The sequence below is a fragment of the Bacillus cereus group sp. MYBKT111-2 genome (genome assembly GCF_051915205.1).
Taxonomy (GTDB): Bacteria; Bacillota; Bacilli; order Bacillales; family Bacillaceae_G; genus Bacillus_A; species Bacillus_A paranthracis.
The window spans coordinates 144,964-163,936 of record NZ_JBQAEG010000007.1; the positions used below are offsets into that span (position 1 = coordinate 144,964).

Sequence of the window (18,973 nt, forward strand, 5' to 3'; positions counted from 1 at the left end):
CTGGCTTTTTAAATCTATCCACTTATTGAAATAGCTTTTTTAAGTTTTCCGTAAACGGTGCTTTTACAATGCCTTTTTCCGTAATAATCGCTGTTACATTTTCATATGGCGTGACATCAAATGCAGGATTATATACTTTACTTTCTTCCGGAGCCGAATATTGTCCAAAGCGATTAATTACTTCAGAAGCATCTCTTTCCTTGATTGGAATTTCTTTTCCTGTCGGTGTTTTCAAGTCAATTGTCGGCGTTGGTGCCGCTACATAAAACGGAATGTTGTAGTATTTCGCTAAAATAGATACACCCAATGTTCCAATTTTATTTGCTACATCACCATTTGCTGCCACACGGTCGCATCCAACGATTACCGCATCAATCTTCCCTTGTGACATGACCATAGCTGCCATATTATCCGTAATGACAGTGACATCAATTCCTGCTCGCTGCAATTCTAATGCTGTTAACGTTGAACCTTGTAATCTAGGGCGCGTTTCATCGGAATAGATTTTTAAGTCCCATCCTTTTTCTTTTGCTAAGTACATTGGAGCTGTCGCAGTACCATACTTAGTCGTCGCTAACGCACCAGCATTACAATGTGTTAATACTCCCATTCCATCATGGAATAACGTTAATGCATGTTCCCCAATTTGACGGTTGATTTCTTCATCTTCTCTATGAATCTCTTTTGCCTCTTCTAGTAATCTATCTTTTAACTGTCCGATTGATAAGTGAGCGTTTTCTAGCGCTACTACTTCCATTCTTTCAAGTGCCCAAAATAAGTTTACTGCTGTCGGTCTTGATGTGGCCAAATATGCACATACCTTTTTGACTTCCTCTACAAATTCTTCAACCGTACTTTGGGTAACTTCCTTGGCTCCTAAATACACACCGTAAGCTGCTGAAACACCAATCGCTGGCGCTCCTCGTACTTTCATTACTTGAATGGCATCCCACACACCTTCAGCTGTATTGAAAGATTCATAGACAACTTCATTTGGTAATAATGTTTGATCTAATAAAACTAAAGCATCGTCTTTCCACTGGATTGGTATTAATTGCTCTTCCATCATCTTCTCCCCTTACTTCGCATAGTGCATGGACTGTTCTTTTAACGTTTCTACAAAGCTTGTACCTGTTTTATATTGATTCGCTCGTAAAATAAATTTCTTTGCTACTTGAAGACAAATGCGTTCCGCTCTAGCACGTGCTTCCTCATTCTCAATACAAGTAATGTCTTTTACTTTCGCTAGTCCAACAATACGACGAATTAACTCAAGGCCTGTCACTGCAGCTGTATCCTCTAATACAGATTGTAAATATATTTCGTTAAAGCCTTCTTCTTTCGCCATAATCTCTGTCACATGAATATTCCAAGCATCTAAAAACTTCTTCTTAAATAGATCAATTACCTCTACCATTGTCGATTGTAACCAATCCATATACGTATCTTTCTCGGCTCCAGTTGACATTGTCGCATCTGCATTTACCCAAGCAAACATTAAATTCGCCATTACATTCCCAATGTCATATCCCATTGGTCCATAGAAGGCAAACTCAGGATCAATTACCTTTGTGGAATCATTTTTTACAAAAACAGAACCAGTATGCAAATCACCGTGAATAAGCGCCTGTGCATTCGTCATAAAAGAAAACTTAAGTTTTGCTACTTCTATACGGAGCTCTTTATCACTATAAATATGTTCTCTAATCCATCCTTCATTTAACGGAAATAACTCATTACGCTTATTATGATTTGTAAATGGCTCAGCGTATACGAGGTCTTCTGTAATCTCACATAACTCAGGATTTATATAATTCTTCACAAGTTCCTTCTTCTCTTTATGATTCATTACAACATCCGATGTTAATAAGAGCGTATTTACCAAAAAGGTCGTTAAATCATCCGCAAGCCTCGGAAATATTTCATGATGTATAAGTGCTGTACGTAATATTGTGTGATCCGATAAGTCTTCCATTACGCAACAATTCATCACACTATCAAACAAATACACCTTCGGAACAAGTCCAGGTGCTAACTCTTCCTCTAACTGCAAAACATCCGATTCTATACGAATACGATTCGTCGACAACTTAAACTCATCTGAAATACGTGCTGTATCCCCAGCTTGCTTTACAATGACAGAAATGTTCTTCTGTTCATCCCAAACGCGGAATACATAATTTAAATTACCATCGCCTATTTCTTTACACTGTAACCCCTTTGCATGTTCAAACTTACATAATTTCTCTTTCACATATACAATCACATCGCTAGCTTCCATTAAAAAATACTTCGTGAACTTAGACATGGTTTCCCCTCCACACTAATTGTAAGCGTTTTCTAAAAGCTATAAAAAATAATAGGATTAAATCTTTCATCCTATAATATATGTTCTTCTTTTTAAAATGTATATCTAGGTTTTATTATATCTTGTTAATATCTTGAGTCAATGTTTCTATATCATTGCAATATGCTTCCTAATTATATATTTGAGAGGACAAAAATTGTTCAAAAAGATTCTAGTTCATTTTATTTTATTTATCACACAATTCTTTGTAAAATAGAAATACGCAGTTCCTTTTCAAAAAGACAACTTCTAAGAAATATTTCCTTCCTAAGAATTTATACTTACATCATATCTCTAACATACACACTACTCTTTCAAGCACTCATTGAAAATTTATAAACTTAAAATTACCTTTCCATTCCCTGTTATCCTTAATTGAGAATAAATATTAATTAAATTGATATAAAGTTCGTTTATTCGCTTGACAAAATAACCACTTCTATATGATAATTAATATCGAATTAGAATTATTATAGTTAATTAAAAAATATATTTTATGAGCACACTATTTTTTGATGCTCAAAACCAACATTTAGGAGGAATTTTAATATGTTATTAATCGGCACAGAAGTAAAACCGTTTAAAGCTAATGCTTACCATAATGGAGAATTTATCCAAGTTACTGACGAAAGTTTAAAAGGAAAATGGAGTGTAGTTTGTTTCTACCCAGCTGACTTCACATTCGTTTGCCCAACTGAACTTGAAGACTTACAAAACCAATATGCAACTCTTAAAGAGTTAGGCGTTGAAGTATACTCTGTATCTACAGACACTCACTTCACTCACAAAGCATGGCATGATAGCTCAGAAACTATCGGTAAAATCGAGTACATCATGATTGGTGACCCAACTCGCACAATCACTACAAACTTCAACGTTTTAATGGAAGAAGAAGGTCTTGCTGCTCGTGGTACATTCATCATCGATCCAGACGGCGTTATCCAATCTATGGAAATCAATGCTGACGGTATCGGCCGTGACGCAAGCATTCTTGTTAACAAAATTAAAGCAGCTCAATACGTACGTAACAACCCAGGTGAAGTTTGCCCAGCTAAATGGCAAGAGGGTTCTGCTACACTTAAACCAAGCCTTGACCTTGTAGGCAAAATCTAAGGAGTTCGATCAAAATGATACTAGATGCAGATATAAAAACACAACTATCCCAATATCTTCAATTAATGGAGAACGATATTTTACTTAAAGTAAGCGCAGGAGACGATGACGTATCTAAAGATATGTTAGCTCTAGTAGACGAATTAGCTACTATGTCATCTAAGATTACAGTAGAAAAAGTTGAATTAGAGAGAACACCAAGCTTTAGCGTAAACCGCCCTGGTGAAGACACTGGTGTCGTATTCGCTGGTATTCCATTAGGACACGAATTTACTTCATTAGTGTTAGCTTTACTACAAGTAAGTGGACGCGCTCCAAAAGTTGAACAAAAATTAATCGATCAAATTAAAAACATTCAAGGCGAATATCATTTTGAATCTTATATCAGCCTAAGTTGTCATAACTGTCCTGATGTTGTACAAGCTCTTAACGTAATGAGCGTTCTTAACTCTGGTATTACACATACTATGATTGATGGCGCTGCATTCAAAGAGGAAGTAGAAAGCAAAGACATCATGGCAGTACCAACAGTTTTCCTAAACGGCGAATCTTTCGGCAGCGGTCGTATGACACTTGAAGAAATTTTAGCTAAAATGGGTAACGGTCCAGATGCATCAGAGCTTTCTGATAAAGATCCATACGATGTTCTTGTTGTTGGTGGCGGCCCTGCTGGTGCAAGTGCAGCAATTTATGCAGCACGTAAAGGCATCCGTACTGGTATCGTTGCTGAGCGCTTCGGTGGTCAAGTAATGGATACTATGGGCATTGAGAACTTCATCAGCGTAAAACGCACTGAAGGTCCTAAGCTAGTAGCAAGCCTTGAAGAGCACGTTAAAGAATACGACATCGATGTAATGAATCTACAACGTGCGAAACGTTTAGAGAAAAAAGAACTTATTGAAGTGGAACTTGAAAACGGCGCTATTCTGAAAAGTAAGAGCGTAATCGTTTCAACAGGTGCTCGCTGGCGTAATGTTGGCGTACCAGGTGAAGCTGAGTTCAAAAATAAAGGTGTAGCATACTGCCCACACTGTGACGGTCCATTATTCACTGGAAAAGACGTAGCAGTTATCGGTGGAGGTAACTCTGGTATTGAAGCAGCTATCGACTTAGCAGGTATTGTTAAGCACGTAACTGTTCTTGAATTCATGCCAGAATTAAAAGCTGATGCTGTATTACAAGAACGTCTTAACAGCTTACCAAACGTAACTGTTCTGAAAAACGTTCAAACAAAAGAAATTACTGGTACTGATAAAGTAAACGGTATTTCTTACATCGATCGTGAAACTGAAGAAGTTCATCACGTTGAATTACAAGGTGTATTCGTACAAATCGGTCTTGTTCCAAACACAGACTGGTTAGGCAAAACAGTTGAACGCGTTCGCGGTGAAATCGTAACAGACAAGCACGGCGCTACAAACGTACCAGGAGTGTTTGCTGCAGGTGACTGTACAAATAATCCGTACAAACAAATCATCATCTCTATGGGTTCAGGTGCAAACGCAGCTTTAGGTGCATTTGATTACTTAATCCGCAACTAATTATATAGACGTGAGTAAAAAAAGCGGGTGCCTTGGCACCTGCTTTTTTATAATCTTAATGTATAAATTAAAAATCTCTCATTCCCATTCTTCTCATAAGCACCTGGCAATCTAACTTCTTTCTTCAGCTCAAACGCAGTCTGATTTTCTAGGAAGAAAATATAGTCCTCAGAAGGATAATACAAAATAATATCCACTTCTCTCCCCGTTTCTTCTACTGAAAGCAAAATGTTATTTACTACATTCATAAACACTTGTACAGAAAATGGATTAAAGAAATAAAAACGGTTATCGCGTGGATCAATTTCATATTCCTGCGCTAAACAACATTCAAACCCAATTTTATCTTTACTGTTTCTTACCTTTCGTGCATAACGATCTCGATTATCCATCGCTTCTTTATAAAACTCTTCATTCATTTCAATTCCAACTGCTGAAGCACCACATTTATGATGCATATAAAAGTTTAATCGCCCTTTTCCGCATCCAAAGTCTACAATTCGGTCGCTACTTCGTATTTCATATTGATTCAATAATTCATCTAATCCGCTATACGGCGTCGGTTCATAACGATGATAATGCATAGACTTGTTAAATCCTTTTTGCTCACCGACTGTTTTTATATGTAAAACTGCATCGTAATATTGTTCGTTCATTCGTTTTCTCCTATTAAGAAATGGTACTTATTATTATACACCATGTACTGGATGCTCATTTTTCATCAAATTAATAGGTACGTGAAATTATATCGACGATTTTCTCAATATATCTATCGTAATTTCAAATATATCAACGATTTTTTCAATATATCGACGTTTCGACAAAGGATATCGACTTAACGACAAATTTCTACAAAAAACAGGAGCTCCCTAGCCCCTGTCTTCTAACACTTTCAATACAGTTTGTTTCAATATTTCTACCCCATCCATAATGCAACTATGATCGAACTTCATATACGGATGGTGTAATCCAGGTTGTAGGTCTGCTCCTAATCCAAGCATGACAGCTTTTAAATGTGGTCTCTTCACTGTGTAGTAATGGAAATCATCGCTTCCTGTCGTATAAAGTGGTCCCGTACATTTATCTTCCCCATACACTTCAAGAATGCCTTTACGCATAAATCGCTCAGCTTCTTCTGAAACTTCAGCTCCTGGCGCGAGATCAATCCACTCATATGAAGTTTTCGATCCCATCGATGCAGCTGATTCTATGACATGCTCTATCTTTTTCTTTAACTCTTCTAATAGTGTATTATTCTCTGCTCTTACATCTAAACTAAAATGACCGTTACCCGGAATAATATTTAAATTATCACCACCAGCTTGGCACCTCGTCATCTTTACTGAATAGGAACTTTGCGGTGGTAGCCATATGTTTTTCAAACCGATATTAATCATGGAAATAACATCAATCGCATTTATCCCTTGATGTGGGCGTGCTCCATGTGCATCTTCTCCATGAATCGTACCCTCTAAAAATCCTGCTGCTCCGTGACGAATTGATGGGGCAGCTTGTTTCAAAGATAGTTCTTCAATCGGGCGCAAATGAACACCGAATAGGAAATCCGCATCATCCACAGCACCTTTCTCTACCATTTTTAAAGCGCCATTCCCTTTCTCTTCTGCTGGCTGAAAAATAAATCTAACTGTACCACTTTTCCATCTCATATTCTTTAATTGTAAAATAAGTCCCATTACAATCGTCATATGAGCATCGTGACCACACGAATGATTCGCTTTAAATTCTCCATTCACTTCTTGCCAAAGTGCATCCATATCAGCGCGAATCGCAATAACAGGATTTCCGCTTCCAATTTCAGCAATCACCCCTGGGCAATCATCAAATATTTTATATGAAATTCCTTCTTCTTTTAAAAAGTTAGTAATATACGCTGTCGTTTCATACTCTTTCCAACTCACTTCAGGGTTTTCATGTAAATGCTGAAAAATTTCAGTTAAACGCTCTTGTAGTTCTAATGTTTTCAAAGCTACATTCTCCTTCCCAAATTCCAAACCATTCAGGTTAATTATACTTATGAAAAACAGATGTTTTTATGAACATATTGAATTTTAAGAAAAAAGTCAATTGTTTATTTTTAAACACTAAAAAAGCTTACTCTACATCTATATTACAAACTAAACAAACAACTAGAATATTACTTATTTTCTGTCTTTTATGTTGACGCTTACATATATTTTTAGTTATCATAACCTAATAAACGTCTATTTTACGACAATTCTAAAAATACAAACAAACATACATAACAAGGAGGACATTTATGAAAAAAGAAATACCTTTTGGTGTAGCCATGATCCCTATTATCATTACAGTTGCAGTTATGATGGTCACAATTGTTGTATTAAAACAAAGCCCTCACGTCCCACTTATTATCGGTACAACCGTTGCTTCCATCGTCGCTTGGCGTTACGGTTACAAATGGAACGACATTGAAGAAGCAATGTATAAAGGAATTCGCCTCGCATTACCCGCTATCGTTATCATTATTCTAGTAGGTTTAACGATCGGTGCTTGGATTGGTGGTGGAATCGTCGCAACAATGATTTATTACGGTTTAAATCTATTAACACCATCACTATTTTTAGTTTCAATTACAATTATTTGTTCTATTGTTGCATTAGCTATTGGTAGCTCTTGGTCTACAATGGGAACAATTGGTGTTGCAGGAATGGGTATTGGCCTAAGTATGGGAATCCCAGCTCCAATGGTTGCCGGTGCTATCATTTCCGGTTCTTATTTCGGCGATAAAATGTCACCGCTTTCAGACACAACAAACTTAGCCGCAGGATTAACAAATACAGATTTATTCACACATATTCGTCATATGTTATTTACTACAATTCCAGGTTTAATTATTACTCTTATCGTTTACGCGTTCTTAGGAAGAAGCTTCGGTGCTAACAATATTGATGCCAAAAGTATCGAGCAAACATTACAAGTATTGCAACAAAACTTTGTTATCTCACCTTTCCTATTAATCATACCTGTAGTTGTTATGGTATTGGTCGCTAAAAAAGTTCCTGCTATACCAGCTATTCTCGTAGGTATTATTTTAGGATTTTTATCACAAGTCTTTATTCAAGGTGGTTCTGTCTCCGCATCTATCGGTGCACTCCAAGCTGGATTTGTTATAGACACTGGAAACAAGCTAGTAGACGAACTATTTAACCGCGGTGGCTTAGATTCGATGATGAATACAGTCTCTATGACAATTGTCGCTATGACTTTCGGAGGAGTACTAGAACATACAGGTATTCTTCGCTCCATTGTAAATCAAATTTTAAAATTAGCGACATCAGCAAAAGGGCTTATCGCTTCTACTATCGCATCTTGCTTTGCAACAAATCTTACTTGCTCTGAACAATATATTTCAATTGTTGTCCCTTCAAGAATGTACGCAAATGCATACACGGAAAAAGGACTACATTCCAAAAACTTATCCAGAGCATTAGAAGATGGTGGAACATTAACTTCTGTCTTTGTTCCTTGGAATACGTGCGGTGTATTTATTCTCGCAACACTTGGCGTAGGTGCATTTGAATATGCTCCTTATGCTATTTTGAATTTCATTGTACCTATTATCTCAATCATTTACGGTATAACTGGTCTCACAATTACAAAACTATCAGACATTGAAAAAGCAGAACTACTAAAGAAACAAAAAGCTCAACTAGAAGCTTAAAAATAGCGGTAAATTCAGTTCATATAGTGCGCGAGGTCGCCCTTGTTGATAGGGCATTTCCTCGCCGCAAATATGAGCATACCCGTAATCAACTAATTTCTTTAACAACCTTTCTGTCGATCTTCGAGTCACTTGTAAGTACTCAGAAAGGTCAGCTGCTGTAAACTTCAATGACGGATTCGATTGACTAAATTGAATGATTTTTGACAAGTTGGCCGGACTAAGCTTCGTTTCCTTCGCTATTTTCATTAGTTCCGGATTATCATTTTTCAAACTTTGTACTCTCTGTTCTTTCGGGAACGGACCAAATAAATCTTTATCACTTGTTAGTATATAAAAACAACGATTTATTGGATTATTCTTTGCAAAACTTTGAGCAATTTTTGCATTTTGCTCCGCCTCTTTCACGGTTTTTCCATAACCAAATCCAATAGCTATCGTTCCTTCTACGCTCGCAAACAAGTTATCTATCGCATTTGTTTTAATAATCGATTCGATATCACCACGAGTTGTATACAAAATGCATGTCATTTCATCCACTTGTTTAAATGAACCACGTAGTTCTTTTGAAATGACATCTAGTTTTTCAAGCAAATTCGTTCGTAATTCTAAGGAAGAAATAATACAAGCACCAACAGTAGCTGAATAGCTTTTTGCTAACTCAGCTTTTATTTTTGCATCTTTTAACCCATGTATAATGGATTGCTTTGGATCTATCATACGTTCTGAAGGAATGCCTATTTTTTGAAGCTCATCATAGACAGCGTGAATACTAGTTAAAGCTAAATGAGCCTCTCCAGATTGATATTTAGCTACATGAAAATCGATAACTCTATTTATTTCATCTTTACTCCACAGCATATTTTCATAATCAAACACTTGTGGACTTTCTTTTATGCCAATATCATGGAACACATTTATAATGAATGAACGGTCTACTAAATCAATTGAAATTTTATGTGGTTGAATACTTTGATGATACATGATAGAAAGAATGGAAGATGCGACCGTTGTCTCGTCTTGCTGTAAGTACGTACTTGGAATTCGTAATTGTTCTCTTATTTCTTTTGCCATATAATAAGGTAAAGCACCTGAGAAAAAGATGACATCACAAGGCTTTAAACGCTTTAATAGTTCAGAAGATTCCGCCGGATGAAGGTAAATATATGGATCAATCTCTATTTCTTCTAGTTTATGAGCAATAGGTAAAATTGTCTCCATAAACTCTTTTGAACCGACAACCGCAATTTTTATCATCATTTCTCTAACTCCTTATCATTAATTAACGACTATTTAACGTCAACTATATCAAATGTACAAAACCATTGTAAACAGGAAGGGGTCTTTATTCAATGAAAATTACAGCTATTCACCTTTACGCAATTCGTTTACCACTTCGCGATCCGTTTGTTATTAGTTACGGTTCTTATTCTGATATGCCTTCTATTATCGTCAAAATGGAAACAGATGAAGGAACTATCGGTTATGGTGAAGGCGTTGCTGACGATCACGTTACAGGCGAATCATGGGAAAGTACTTTCCATACTTTAAAACATACACTTGCTCCTGCGCTCATCGGACAAGATCCAATGAGTATCGAGAAAATACACGATATGATGGATAACACAATTTACGGTGTTCCTACTGCGAAAGCTGCCATTGATATCGCTTGTTTCGATATAATGGGTAAAAAATTAAATCAACCTGTATATCAATTAATTGGCGGACGATATCATGAGGAATTTCCTGTCACTCACGTCTTAAGTATCGCCGAACCTGAAGCCATGGCAAAAGAAGCTGCTTCCATGATTCAAAAAGGTTACCAATCTTTCAAAATGAAAGTCGGTACAAATGTAAAAGAAGATGTAAAAAGAATTGAGGCGGTACGTGAACGTGTAGGAAATGATATTGCGATTCGTGTTGATGTAAACCAAGGTTGGAAAAATAGCGCCAACACATTAATGGCACTTCGTTCATTAGGTCATTTAAACATCGACTGGATTGAACAGCCTGTCATTGCAGACGATATTGACGCAATGGCTCACATTCGTTCGAAAACAGACCTTCCGCTTATGATTGATGAAGGATTAAAAGGTTCTCGTGAAATGCGCCAAATCATTAAATTAGACGCGGCTGATAAAGTAAATATAAAACTAATGAAATGCGGCGGCATATATCCCGCTGTAAAACTCGCTCATCAAGCAGAAATGGCCGGCATTGAATGCCAAGTGGGATCAATGGTCGAATCATCCGTTGCCTCTTCCGCAGGATTCCATGTCGCTTTCTCGAAAAAAATTATTACGAGCGTTGAACTTACAGGTCCATTAAAGTTCACGAAAGACATCGGAAACTTACACTATGACGTACCATTTATTCGCTTAAACGAAAAGCCAGGACTCGGCATTGAAATAAATGAGGATATCCTGCAAGAACTCACCGTCTTTCAAGACGTTGTACGCTAAAGGAGGACTAATGCATGACAGTTCTATACAAAGGATCATTAAAACAAAATAACAATCCATTTCATGTTACATTACTATCCAAAGAGCACATCGAACAAATTTTATTACTACAGAACATTGTAGTTGAAGCACTAGAAGATAAAAGCCGTTTACAACCACTTTCACAAGAAGAATTTCAATACATTCTAGAAGGAAATGGCATGATGATTGGTGCTTTTATCGAAAACGAACTCATCGCATTTCGTGCCCTACTCGTCCCTCCTATCGACGATGAACATTTAGGACTTGATATCGGCTTACCAGAAAGTGAACTGCACCGCGTCATCTATCAAGAAATATCAAACGTTCACCCGAACTGCCGAGGAAATGGGATGCAAAAAATATTAGCGAAAGTCATCATGGACGAATTACAAAAAGAAGATAGCAAATACGACTACGTTTGCTGCACCGTTGCACCTTTTAACATTCCGAGTTTAAAAGATAAGTTCGCACAAGGGATGGAAATTGCTGCGCTGAAGGAAAAGTATGGTGGGAGTCTGCGGTATGTTTTTGTGAAGGAATTGCGTGAGGACAATGAAAGGGATTGGACCGATATTAAGAGCATTCCAATGAACAATGCTGGTGGACAGCAGGCGTTGCTTTCGGAGGGGTATCGCGGGTATGAGATGGAGAAGGTGGATGGAGATTTTGTTGTGAAGTTTGGGCGATAATTGTTACGCCAAAAAAGGAGATGTCTGCTGTGACCTCTCCTTTTGCTTTCTCTTCCTTGAACATATCGATTGCAACTTCAAATATATCAGCGATTTCCAAAATATATCGGCGCAACTCCAAATATATCAGCGATTTCCAAAATATATCGGCGCAACTCCAAATATATCAGCGATTTCCAAAATATATCGACTTACCGACAAAGATTGACAATAAGTGCACCACTAAACCGTCATCTTCCAACTAGATAACGCTAACCAATTCTCCATTTCCTTATAATCAGGCATGATCTTCCCGACAAGGCGCCAAAAAGAGCGATCATGATTTAAATGAACCATATGGCACATTTCATGAACAACTACATAATCAATTACTCGCTGTGGTGCCATCGCTAGCTTCCAATTGAATGTTAGCTGTAAATTTGAATCGCAAGTGCCCCACGTACGACTACTATCTGTAATACGAATAGAACGCGGTTTTGTTTTAAAGTTACTTTGATGCGCTTTAATACTCTTCTCTACTAATGACTTACACTGCTTATAGTAAAATCGTTTTAAAGCTTGCTGTATTTTCTCATCTTTAAGATCTTTCACATAAATATGTAGCTTATCTCCTTCAAACACTGCATTGTCTTGCGTAATATTTGTATCTTGAGAAATTTGTATCGGATACGTACTTCCTAAATACAAAAAGCCTTCTCCTTGATCATAATCCTTTTCCTGTGGTCCACGCGCTCGCTCCGCCATTTCCTTACGTGTTGTCTGAATCCAATCCCACTTCTCTTCTAGCAACTGGACTAAATATTCAACAGGTGTCCCTTTTGGAGCTTGCACCTCAACATTCCCGTAAGAATCCACCAAAAAACGCACCGATTTTTTCTTTTTATAAGTTATATGAAAATTAATTGTTTCGCCTAAATATGTATGTACCATTTCATCACCTAGCATATTATTTTTACAAATAAAAAGGAGTAGGATACAAACGTCCTACTCTACCTATTATATCTTTTACCGCTTTAACGGAATCATTATCCTCTATACTTTACAGCTAATCCTTTAATGAAATTCCTTGCGTATCTATCGCCGCACTCTTTGTAATTTTTATGGCCTTTTTTTCTTAATAGAGCGCCTAGTTCTCCCTTAGTCACCGTAACGCCTACGCTATCTAATATATCAAGTACATCCTCACTCGTTAAAGATAGTGCTATTTTCATTTTCTTTAGAAGAAGGTTATTAGCACTTTCTTTGCTTTGTACAGGTGCCGGTTGCCCTGGTTTCGGATCTTGCTTACCTCTTTTTAAAGTAATAAATCCATTTAAAAATGCCTCTAACATCATCATATCGCATGTTTTTACGTACTCATCTTCTTCCACATCAGGGTTTTCAGGTTCGTGCTGAGGCGCTCTCTTTATTTTTGTAAGCATATCAACTACGTCTTCTTTCGTTACTTCCATTCCGCCAAGTTTAAAAATTTCTACCATATCTATATCTTTTATATCTAAAGCATATCTTACTCTTTTTAATATATCGTTATTGCTCATTGCCATTGGGTTTCCTCCTGAAATGTTGATTATAGTAATGCTTTTAGCATGTGTAAATGAATGTCGTTAAGTTACTACTTTAACATTTTAGAGGAAGGTTTTGTAGTCTTAGGTGGATTCATGCTAGTTAGGATTAAATCTAGGAAGAGATTGGAATGCTTTTTAATTCCTTTTTTCTATAAAATATATCTTATTTTTTTTATAACAACACACAGGTATTAATTAGTATAATAGAATAACAGCATTTTAAGGGCTTTCAGTTAAGTGGAGAATATCCAGTCTATATTTTTAGCGAAAGGGCAAGAATTTTTTAAACTCTTTCTATGTTATTGATAAAAAAACATACTTTACTTTTATGATTGGAGTTTGTTGTAAATGTTAGAAAAAGGTGCAGACCGAGTGAACAAAGTAGAATTAATGGACAAACATCTTGATTCTCACCAAGGAAAAATAACCAGTACCGAGATTTGTAACATTGTAATGTCCATTTTCAAATTTGATTTAACAACTAAACCTGTCCTATCAAAAGAATGGATAATGGCAAGATCAGGTTCCTCAACTGAGAACATTGCTATAAAGGCCATAGATTCTACCCTCAGCCATTATGGAAGAAAGGCCACAGGAATAGAAATCCGCCAACTTATCAATCAAATTTTTGGTATTAACTTAGATGCAATATCCTCTTTAGAAGGGGCAAGAATTTCTTTATTTTCTAAAAATCAGTGGGTTGTTCGTGATGAACAAGACTTATTTGTTGTTCATACTGGATTAGGGGATGTCGATGTAAAAGTTTTTCCTACTGACTATTTCACTGAGCAAACTGGATTAGAAGAATTGCCGGAGGACCTAAAGCGATCATTAACAAACTTGGGATTCTCTTGCGATGAAAGGGCAGGATGTTACTATTACTCAAATCCATCTGGAGAAGCAATTCCAGACGAATTTAAAGGGCAAGTCATCGGAGCAATTCTTAAGGTAATTCACAATTCATATCAATCTTTATAAAAAAATCATATAGGAAATCCCTATATGATTTTTTTATTAGTGAATAAAACAACCTTATTTTCCAAAAGACGATAAAAATTTAACTCTATCTCCCATAGGAGGAGTATTATTATCGACTAAGGCAACCTCTAGAATTGCTGGCCCATTTACATTCATTAAGTTGTTTATAACATCTTGATTGATATCTTCTAATTCATTGACTCTATAACTTGGTATATCCATAGCTGCAGCCATCGCACTAATATTGATTGATTCCTGTTCAAAGGATGGATGAGTTCTACGGAATTGTAATGAATGACCGTGATATACCATTCCTAAACGAGCATTATTCATCACAACAAATAAAATAGGTAAATTATATTCCTTCGCCGTCAGTATTTCCAACCCGTGCATGAAAAAGCAGCCATCACCAGTAATACATACAACCGGACGCTCCGGTTCAGCCAGTTTTGAACCAATCGCAGAACCAATTCCGCTTCCCATTGCACCAAAATGTACATTAATATTATAGGAGTCAAAATCTATGACCTTCATGTGATGAATAACATACGACATAAATTCACCAATATCAATGGTATATCTAGTAGTTGACGGTAAACATTTTTGAAGGTTTAGGAGAACATTTTTCGTATTATATTCCTCTATATTCTCTTCCTCTTTCTTCTTTTCAACGGTAAGCTCAGTGCTTTCCTTTTGCAACCCTAAAGCCTTTAATTCTTCTATTAACATTAATAAACTTAAATTGATATCGCCTAGTACTGGAATATCCACTTTGTACTTCCGATTGAAGACAGATTGGTCAAAATCCATTTGAACAGAGAAACGATCTTTTATTAAGTTTCCATTATAATTATTTGTCGCAGTTTCCCCTAAACTGGAGCCCACAATTAATAATGCTTTCCCATCCCCTTCATTAATCAATGCAGAGGCAGCCTCATGACCTGCAAATCCAAACACTCCGACTAAAAGCGGATGTTCCTCAGGGATATATCCCTTAGCTTGTGGAGTTGTTATAATTGGCCAATTCAGCAATTCTGCCACCTCTATTAATAACTCAACAGAGTTTCTTATTCCCTGTCCTGTAAAAATATAACCCTTCTCCCTTTTTACCAATTCTCTAGCTGTTTCTTTTATTTTGTCTAGATCAGGAACAATAGGAAGTCTTTTTGGAAGTGGTGGCATTTCAACATTTTCTATATTTTCATGTTGAATATCAATCGGTATCGCAATATGTACAGGTCCTGGTACTCCCGATATAGCAATTTCAATTGCTAGTGCGACTTCTTTAAGTACATCCTTTACATCATTAACCGTAACGCTATATTTTGTAACAGGCCTGAAGACTGGTTCTACATCTAATTCTTGTGATGCATTCAAACCTACCGTACTAAGAGGTACGGCACCTGTAATGAATAAAACAGGTAAATGCTCTCGCATAGCATTAGCAGCACCTGTTACAAGATTTGTGGCACCTGGTCCGCTACAACCAATACACACACTTAGCTGATTTGTGTATTTAGCATAAGCAGCAGCCATGTAGGATGCCGCCCCTTCATGCTTCGCTACGACTGGTGTTAATTCAGGCATATCATAAAGTTCGTCAAAAAACGCATTTACAGAACCAGCTGGGATACCAAATATATGTTTAACTTCATTAGCTATTAAATATTCTAATACATTTCGGGCTGCTTTCATGTGTATGCTCCATTCATTTTTAATTTATTTCTCTATTTAAAAAAGTTTTTCGATGTCTTCAGCTGCCATAGGACGGCTGAAAAAGTACCCTTGCATCAAATAACAATTTCGTGCAGATAAAAATTCGACCTGTTCCTTTGTCTCAACACCTTCAGCAATAACATCAAGGTTCAAATTCTTAGCCAGCGTAATAATAGTATTCGTAATAGCTGCATCATCTTTTGTCATATCCTGTACAAAGGATTTATCAATTTTTAACGTTGAAATAGGCAATTTCTTTAAATAACCTAAAGATGAATAACCAGTCCCGAAATCATCAATAGCGAGGTTGATTCCTAAACCTTTTAATTTCTTCATTGTTTTTAAAGTTGATTCCGTATTTCTAACAATTAAATTTTCAGTGAGTTCTAGTTGTATATACTTCGGAGATAGCTCTACTTCCTCTAAAACATTTTTGACCATAGCAAATAAATCACTTTGTTCAAATTGACGTGCAGATAAATTCACAGACATACTAATTAACGGGGAACCTTGATCATGCCATTTCTTTAATTGCCTACAGGCCTCTTTTAGAACCCATTCACCTATCGGGACTATTAATCCAGTTTCTTCAGCTATTGGGATAAATTTATCAGGCGGTATCATCCCATGTTCTCGATGGTTCCATCTAATTAAAGCCTCTACACCCTCAATCTTATTCGTTTTACCATTTATTTGCGGTTGATAATAAATCACAAGTTCTTCTTGTTCCAATGCCTTATACAAATCATTTTCTAGCTTGATACTTTCAAAAGTTCTCGTATCCATTCCTTCACTGAAGAAATGATAGCTACTTCCTGATATTTCTTTCGATTTGTACATAGCTGTGTCTGCATTTTTAACTAAGATTTCAGTCGTATCACCATTATCAGGAAATATACTAATACCAATACTCGTTTTCATATACATTTCATTGTCTACTAAATGAAATGGCCTTGAAAAAGAATCAATGACACGATTTACTACCTTTAACACTTCTTTTTCACTTTTGATATTCGGTAAATAGATAGTAAATTCATCCCCGCCCTGTCTTGAGACCGTAGCACTTTTAGGAACACAAGCACTTAATCGATTTGCAACTTCTCGCAAAAGCAAATCACCGAAGCTATGCCCGAGCGTATCATTCACAAACTTAAACCTGTCTAAATCTAAATACAGAACTGCTAATTTTTCAGCATGTAATTGAGCATATGTCAGCCCTTGAGTTAGCCTGTCCTTTAGTAGAACTCTATTAGGTAAATCTGTTAAACTATCAAAATAAGCATGATATTTTATTTCTTCCTCCATTTGTTTCCTTTGGGTTACATCTTTAAAAGTAATAACTTCTCCGACAATCTCGGTCCCTTCTTTTATAGAGGAAATTACATACTCCACTGGAAAACTGGATTGATCTTTTCTAAAAAATTGCTCGGTTTTATCGTACAGATTCCAATCCTCATCGCAACCTGATGCCACCTGCTTTTTCTTTCCTTTTTCAATTCCGTTGAAAACCATACTGGATGGTTTTCCTATTAATTCATTTTTTATATCATAGCCTAACATGGAGGCACCAGCTGGGTTACAAAAGGTAATATTTCCATCAAGGTCTAAACCGAAAATTCCTTCTCCAGCAGAATTTAGAATCAATTCTTTCTCACGACTAAGCTGCTGCAATTCCGTTATTACTCGTTCCAGTTCCTTATTTTTAAACGTAATTTCTGAGGTCCTCTCTTCGATAATAACTTCCTGTTTTTCCATATATAAAAGGTTTGATAGCGTGGAAGCAGTTGCATCGACAATAGATTGCGACAGCTGTATTTGTCCTTCAGAATAACTAAAATTACTATCTCCTAGATTGACCACAGATATTTGTCCTAATACCTCTCCCATTGAAACCAACGGCAACATAAAGAGTCCCTTCATACCAAAATTACGGCAAACATCATGGTTTGGGCGCGGATCTGCATAAACATCTGGAATCCAGATTGGCTTTTTTGTTTCAATGACCTCTTGCGTGACTCTATCATTACTTTTATCAAATTTTATCTTATCATGTGTCTTGATCCAATCTTCTTCTGTCCATTCTGAACCCTTACTTAACTTCACCGGTCTAATTTTCTTCTTAGCTAAAGGCTCTAGTAAATGAACCCCGATATTATAATTGTCTAAAACTTTTCCTAAATAGGAAAAACAAGTATCAAGACTTTCCTGCATGGAGGAACACATAGATAAGTCCCGTGTCACATCCAGCAAGAGCTGTTTTTCAGCAATAAGGTTTACCTTATGAGTTAAATTGTTCGCATTTTGAATCGCAACAGCCGCCATATTCACATATGCCTCAACCGTTTGAATTTCTGACTCTGTTAAGTTCATAGGAATTCCGTAATCAAATAAAAAAACTAGACCAAATAATTCTTCTTCAAAAGAGATAGGAAGAACGAATAAAGATTTAATTCGAAACCCTTCCACTGCTCTCGGATCTGGCCGACTATCCTTTGATGTATCAGGTATATAGATGGCTTTTTTTGTTTCAATTACTTCTTTCGCCAGCAGGTCAATGTCTGTATCAATGACATGCATATCCAACGTCCATCCGTTAATAACTTCCGGTTTTCCTACATACCCTCTAAAAGTCCCATCTTCCTGCGGCAAATAAATACCAACAGAATCGCATTGAACGATTTCTTCAGAAATTGCTATTGTGACTTGCTCTAAAACTTCACGTAAATCCAGCTTTGTATTAATCATTTTAGTTATATTCGCAAGTCGAGAATACCTCGTTTGTTCCTTCAACATAAAAACGAACTCCATTTCATTGAAAATATCCATTTATATCCAAAAAAC

15 protein-coding genes are annotated in these 18,973 nt (G+C 36.5%); 6 read left to right on the forward strand and 9 right to left on the reverse strand.

Features of this window, described 5'->3' with window-relative positions:
* Window positions 1-22 precede the first annotated feature (22 nt).
* Both mtnA and mtnK read right to left on the reverse strand, forming a co-directional pair.
* Window positions 23-1,066 carry an S-methyl-5-thioribose-1-phosphate isomerase gene (gene mtnA / locus ACTFNE_RS20025; protein WP_270705180.1) on the reverse strand — a complete coding sequence of 348 codons (1,044 nt, stop codon included), beginning with the start codon at window positions 1,064-1,066 and terminating at the stop codon, window positions 23-25.
* 12 nt (window positions 1,067-1,078) lie between these two features.
* Window positions 1,079-2,308, reverse strand: coding sequence for an S-methyl-5-thioribose kinase (gene mtnK, locus ACTFNE_RS20030; RefSeq protein WP_046199372.1), 1,230 nt, complete (start codon window positions 2,306-2,308; stop codon window positions 1,079-1,081).
* 588 nt (window positions 2,309-2,896) lie between these two features.
* On the opposite strand from mtnK, the gene ahpC reads away from it, so the two are divergent.
* The gene (ahpC, locus tag ACTFNE_RS20035) at window positions 2,897-3,460 is read left to right on the forward strand and encodes an alkyl hydroperoxide reductase subunit C (RefSeq protein ID WP_000924422.1); all 564 of its coding nucleotides are present in this window, start codon (window positions 2,897-2,899) and stop codon (window positions 3,458-3,460) included.
* A 14-nt stretch (window positions 3,461-3,474) separates the two neighbouring features.
* On the forward strand, window positions 3,475-5,001 hold the full coding sequence (gene ahpF / locus ACTFNE_RS20040) for an alkyl hydroperoxide reductase subunit F (protein WP_270705148.1): 1,527 nt from the start codon (window positions 3,475-3,477) through the stop codon (window positions 4,999-5,001).
* Window positions 5,002-5,048: 47 nt separating this feature from the next.
* Here the strand turns inward: ahpF and ACTFNE_RS20045 are convergent, their stop codons facing one another.
* Window positions 5,049-5,657, reverse strand: a complete 609-nt coding sequence (locus ACTFNE_RS20045; protein ID WP_046199373.1) for an SAM-dependent methyltransferase — start codon at window positions 5,655-5,657, stop codon at window positions 5,049-5,051.
* A 213-nt stretch (window positions 5,658-5,870) separates the two neighbouring features.
* Window positions 5,871-6,986 carry a M20 peptidase aminoacylase family protein gene (locus tag ACTFNE_RS20050; RefSeq protein WP_000853526.1) on the reverse strand — a complete coding sequence of 372 codons (1,116 nt, stop codon included), beginning with the start codon at window positions 6,984-6,986 and terminating at the stop codon, window positions 5,871-5,873.
* A 293-nt stretch (window positions 6,987-7,279) separates the two neighbouring features.
* Between ACTFNE_RS20050 and nhaC the strand changes: the two genes are divergently transcribed.
* Complete coding sequence (gene nhaC / locus ACTFNE_RS20055; protein WP_046199374.1) at window positions 7,280-8,701, forward strand: Na+/H+ antiporter NhaC; 1,422 nt, start codon at window positions 7,280-7,282, stop codon at window positions 8,699-8,701.
* Here the strand turns inward: nhaC and ACTFNE_RS20060 are convergent.
* Window positions 8,690-9,961, reverse strand: coding sequence for a hypothetical protein (locus tag ACTFNE_RS20060; protein ID WP_046199375.1), 1,272 nt, complete (start codon window positions 9,959-9,961; stop codon window positions 8,690-8,692). The two genes, nhaC and ACTFNE_RS20060, sit on opposite strands and share 12 nt — an antisense overlap.
* A gap of 92 nt (window positions 9,962-10,053) precedes the next feature.
* On the opposite strand from ACTFNE_RS20060, the gene ACTFNE_RS20065 reads away from it, so the two are divergent.
* Both ACTFNE_RS20065 and ACTFNE_RS20070 read left to right on the forward strand, forming a co-directional pair.
* Entirely contained in the window at window positions 10,054-11,163 is a 1,110-nt protein-coding gene (locus ACTFNE_RS20065) for a mandelate racemase/muconate lactonizing enzyme family protein (RefSeq protein WP_046199376.1), read from the forward strand.
* A gap of 14 nt (window positions 11,164-11,177) precedes the next feature.
* Window positions 11,178-11,873, forward strand: a complete 696-nt coding sequence (locus tag ACTFNE_RS20070) for a hypothetical protein (protein ID WP_046199377.1) — start codon at window positions 11,178-11,180, stop codon at window positions 11,871-11,873.
* Between the two features lie 222 nt (window positions 11,874-12,095).
* Here the strand turns inward: ACTFNE_RS20070 and ACTFNE_RS20075 are convergent, their stop codons facing one another.
* Window positions 12,096-12,803 carry a M48 family metallopeptidase gene (locus ACTFNE_RS20075; protein ID WP_044790837.1) on the reverse strand — a complete coding sequence of 236 codons (708 nt, stop codon included), beginning with the start codon at window positions 12,801-12,803 and terminating at the stop codon, window positions 12,096-12,098.
* A 95-nt stretch (window positions 12,804-12,898) separates the two neighbouring features.
* Window positions 12,899-13,417: a DUF1456 family protein gene (locus ACTFNE_RS20080; protein WP_001251709.1), complete on the reverse strand. Its 519-nt coding sequence runs from the start codon at window positions 13,415-13,417 to the stop codon at window positions 12,899-12,901.
* Between the two features lie 369 nt (window positions 13,418-13,786).
* Between ACTFNE_RS20080 and ACTFNE_RS20085 the strand changes: the two genes are divergently transcribed.
* Window positions 13,787-14,416, forward strand: a complete 630-nt coding sequence (locus ACTFNE_RS20085) for a hypothetical protein (RefSeq protein WP_046199378.1) — start codon at window positions 13,787-13,789, stop codon at window positions 14,414-14,416.
* Between the two features lie 54 nt (window positions 14,417-14,470).
* On the opposite strand, the gene ACTFNE_RS20090 is transcribed toward ACTFNE_RS20085, so the two are convergent.
* Window positions 14,471-16,111 (reverse strand): thiamine pyrophosphate-binding protein, encoded by a 1,641-nt coding sequence (locus ACTFNE_RS20090; protein ID WP_270705146.1) that lies wholly within the window; start codon window positions 16,109-16,111, stop codon window positions 14,471-14,473.
* 36 nt (window positions 16,112-16,147) lie between these two features.
* Window positions 16,148-18,925 carry a bifunctional diguanylate cyclase/phosphodiesterase gene (locus ACTFNE_RS20095; protein WP_270705145.1) on the reverse strand — a complete coding sequence of 926 codons (2,778 nt, stop codon included), beginning with the start codon at window positions 18,923-18,925 and terminating at the stop codon, window positions 16,148-16,150.
* Window positions 18,926-18,973 lie beyond the last annotated feature (48 nt).

Bases quoted from the DNA above. Each gene is read 5' to 3' on its own strand.
- ACTFNE_RS20070 (WP_046199377.1), top strand. From the start codon at position 11,178: ATGACAGTTCTATACAAAGGATCATTAAAACAAAATAACAATCCATTT.
- ACTFNE_RS20060 (WP_046199375.1), bottom strand. From the start codon at position 9,961: ATGATGATAAAAATTGCGGTTGTCGGTTCAAAAGAGTTTATGGAGACA.
- mtnK (WP_046199372.1), bottom strand. From the start codon at position 2,308: ATGTCTAAGTTCACGAAGTATTTTTTAATGGAAGCTAGCGATGTGATT.
- nhaC (WP_046199374.1), top strand. From the start codon at position 7,280: ATGAAAAAAGAAATACCTTTTGGTGTAGCCATGATCCCTATTATCATT.
- ACTFNE_RS20080 (WP_001251709.1), bottom strand. From the start codon at position 13,417: ATGGCAATGAGCAATAACGATATATTAAAAAGAGTAAGATATGCTTTA.
- ACTFNE_RS20090 (WP_270705146.1), bottom strand. From the start codon at position 16,111: ATGAAAGCAGCCCGAAATGTATTAGAATATTTAATAGCTAATGAAGTT.
- ACTFNE_RS20045 (WP_046199373.1), bottom strand. From the start codon at position 5,657: ATGAACGAACAATATTACGATGCAGTTTTACATATAAAAACAGTCGGT.
- ACTFNE_RS20095 (WP_270705145.1), bottom strand. From the start codon at position 18,925: ATGTTGAAGGAACAAACGAGGTATTCTCGACTTGCGAATATAACTAAA.
- ACTFNE_RS20065 (WP_046199376.1), top strand. From the start codon at position 10,054: ATGAAAATTACAGCTATTCACCTTTACGCAATTCGTTTACCACTTCGC.
- ahpF (WP_270705148.1), top strand. From the start codon at position 3,475: ATGATACTAGATGCAGATATAAAAACACAACTATCCCAATATCTTCAA.
- ahpC (WP_000924422.1), top strand. From the start codon at position 2,897: ATGTTATTAATCGGCACAGAAGTAAAACCGTTTAAAGCTAATGCTTAC.
- mtnA (WP_270705180.1), bottom strand. From the start codon at position 1,066: ATGGAAGAGCAATTAATACCAATCCAGTGGAAAGACGATGCTTTAGTT.
- ACTFNE_RS20085 (WP_046199378.1), top strand. From the start codon at position 13,787: ATGTTAGAAAAAGGTGCAGACCGAGTGAACAAAGTAGAATTAATGGAC.
- ACTFNE_RS20075 (WP_044790837.1), bottom strand. From the start codon at position 12,803: ATGGTACATACATATTTAGGCGAAACAATTAATTTTCATATAACTTAT.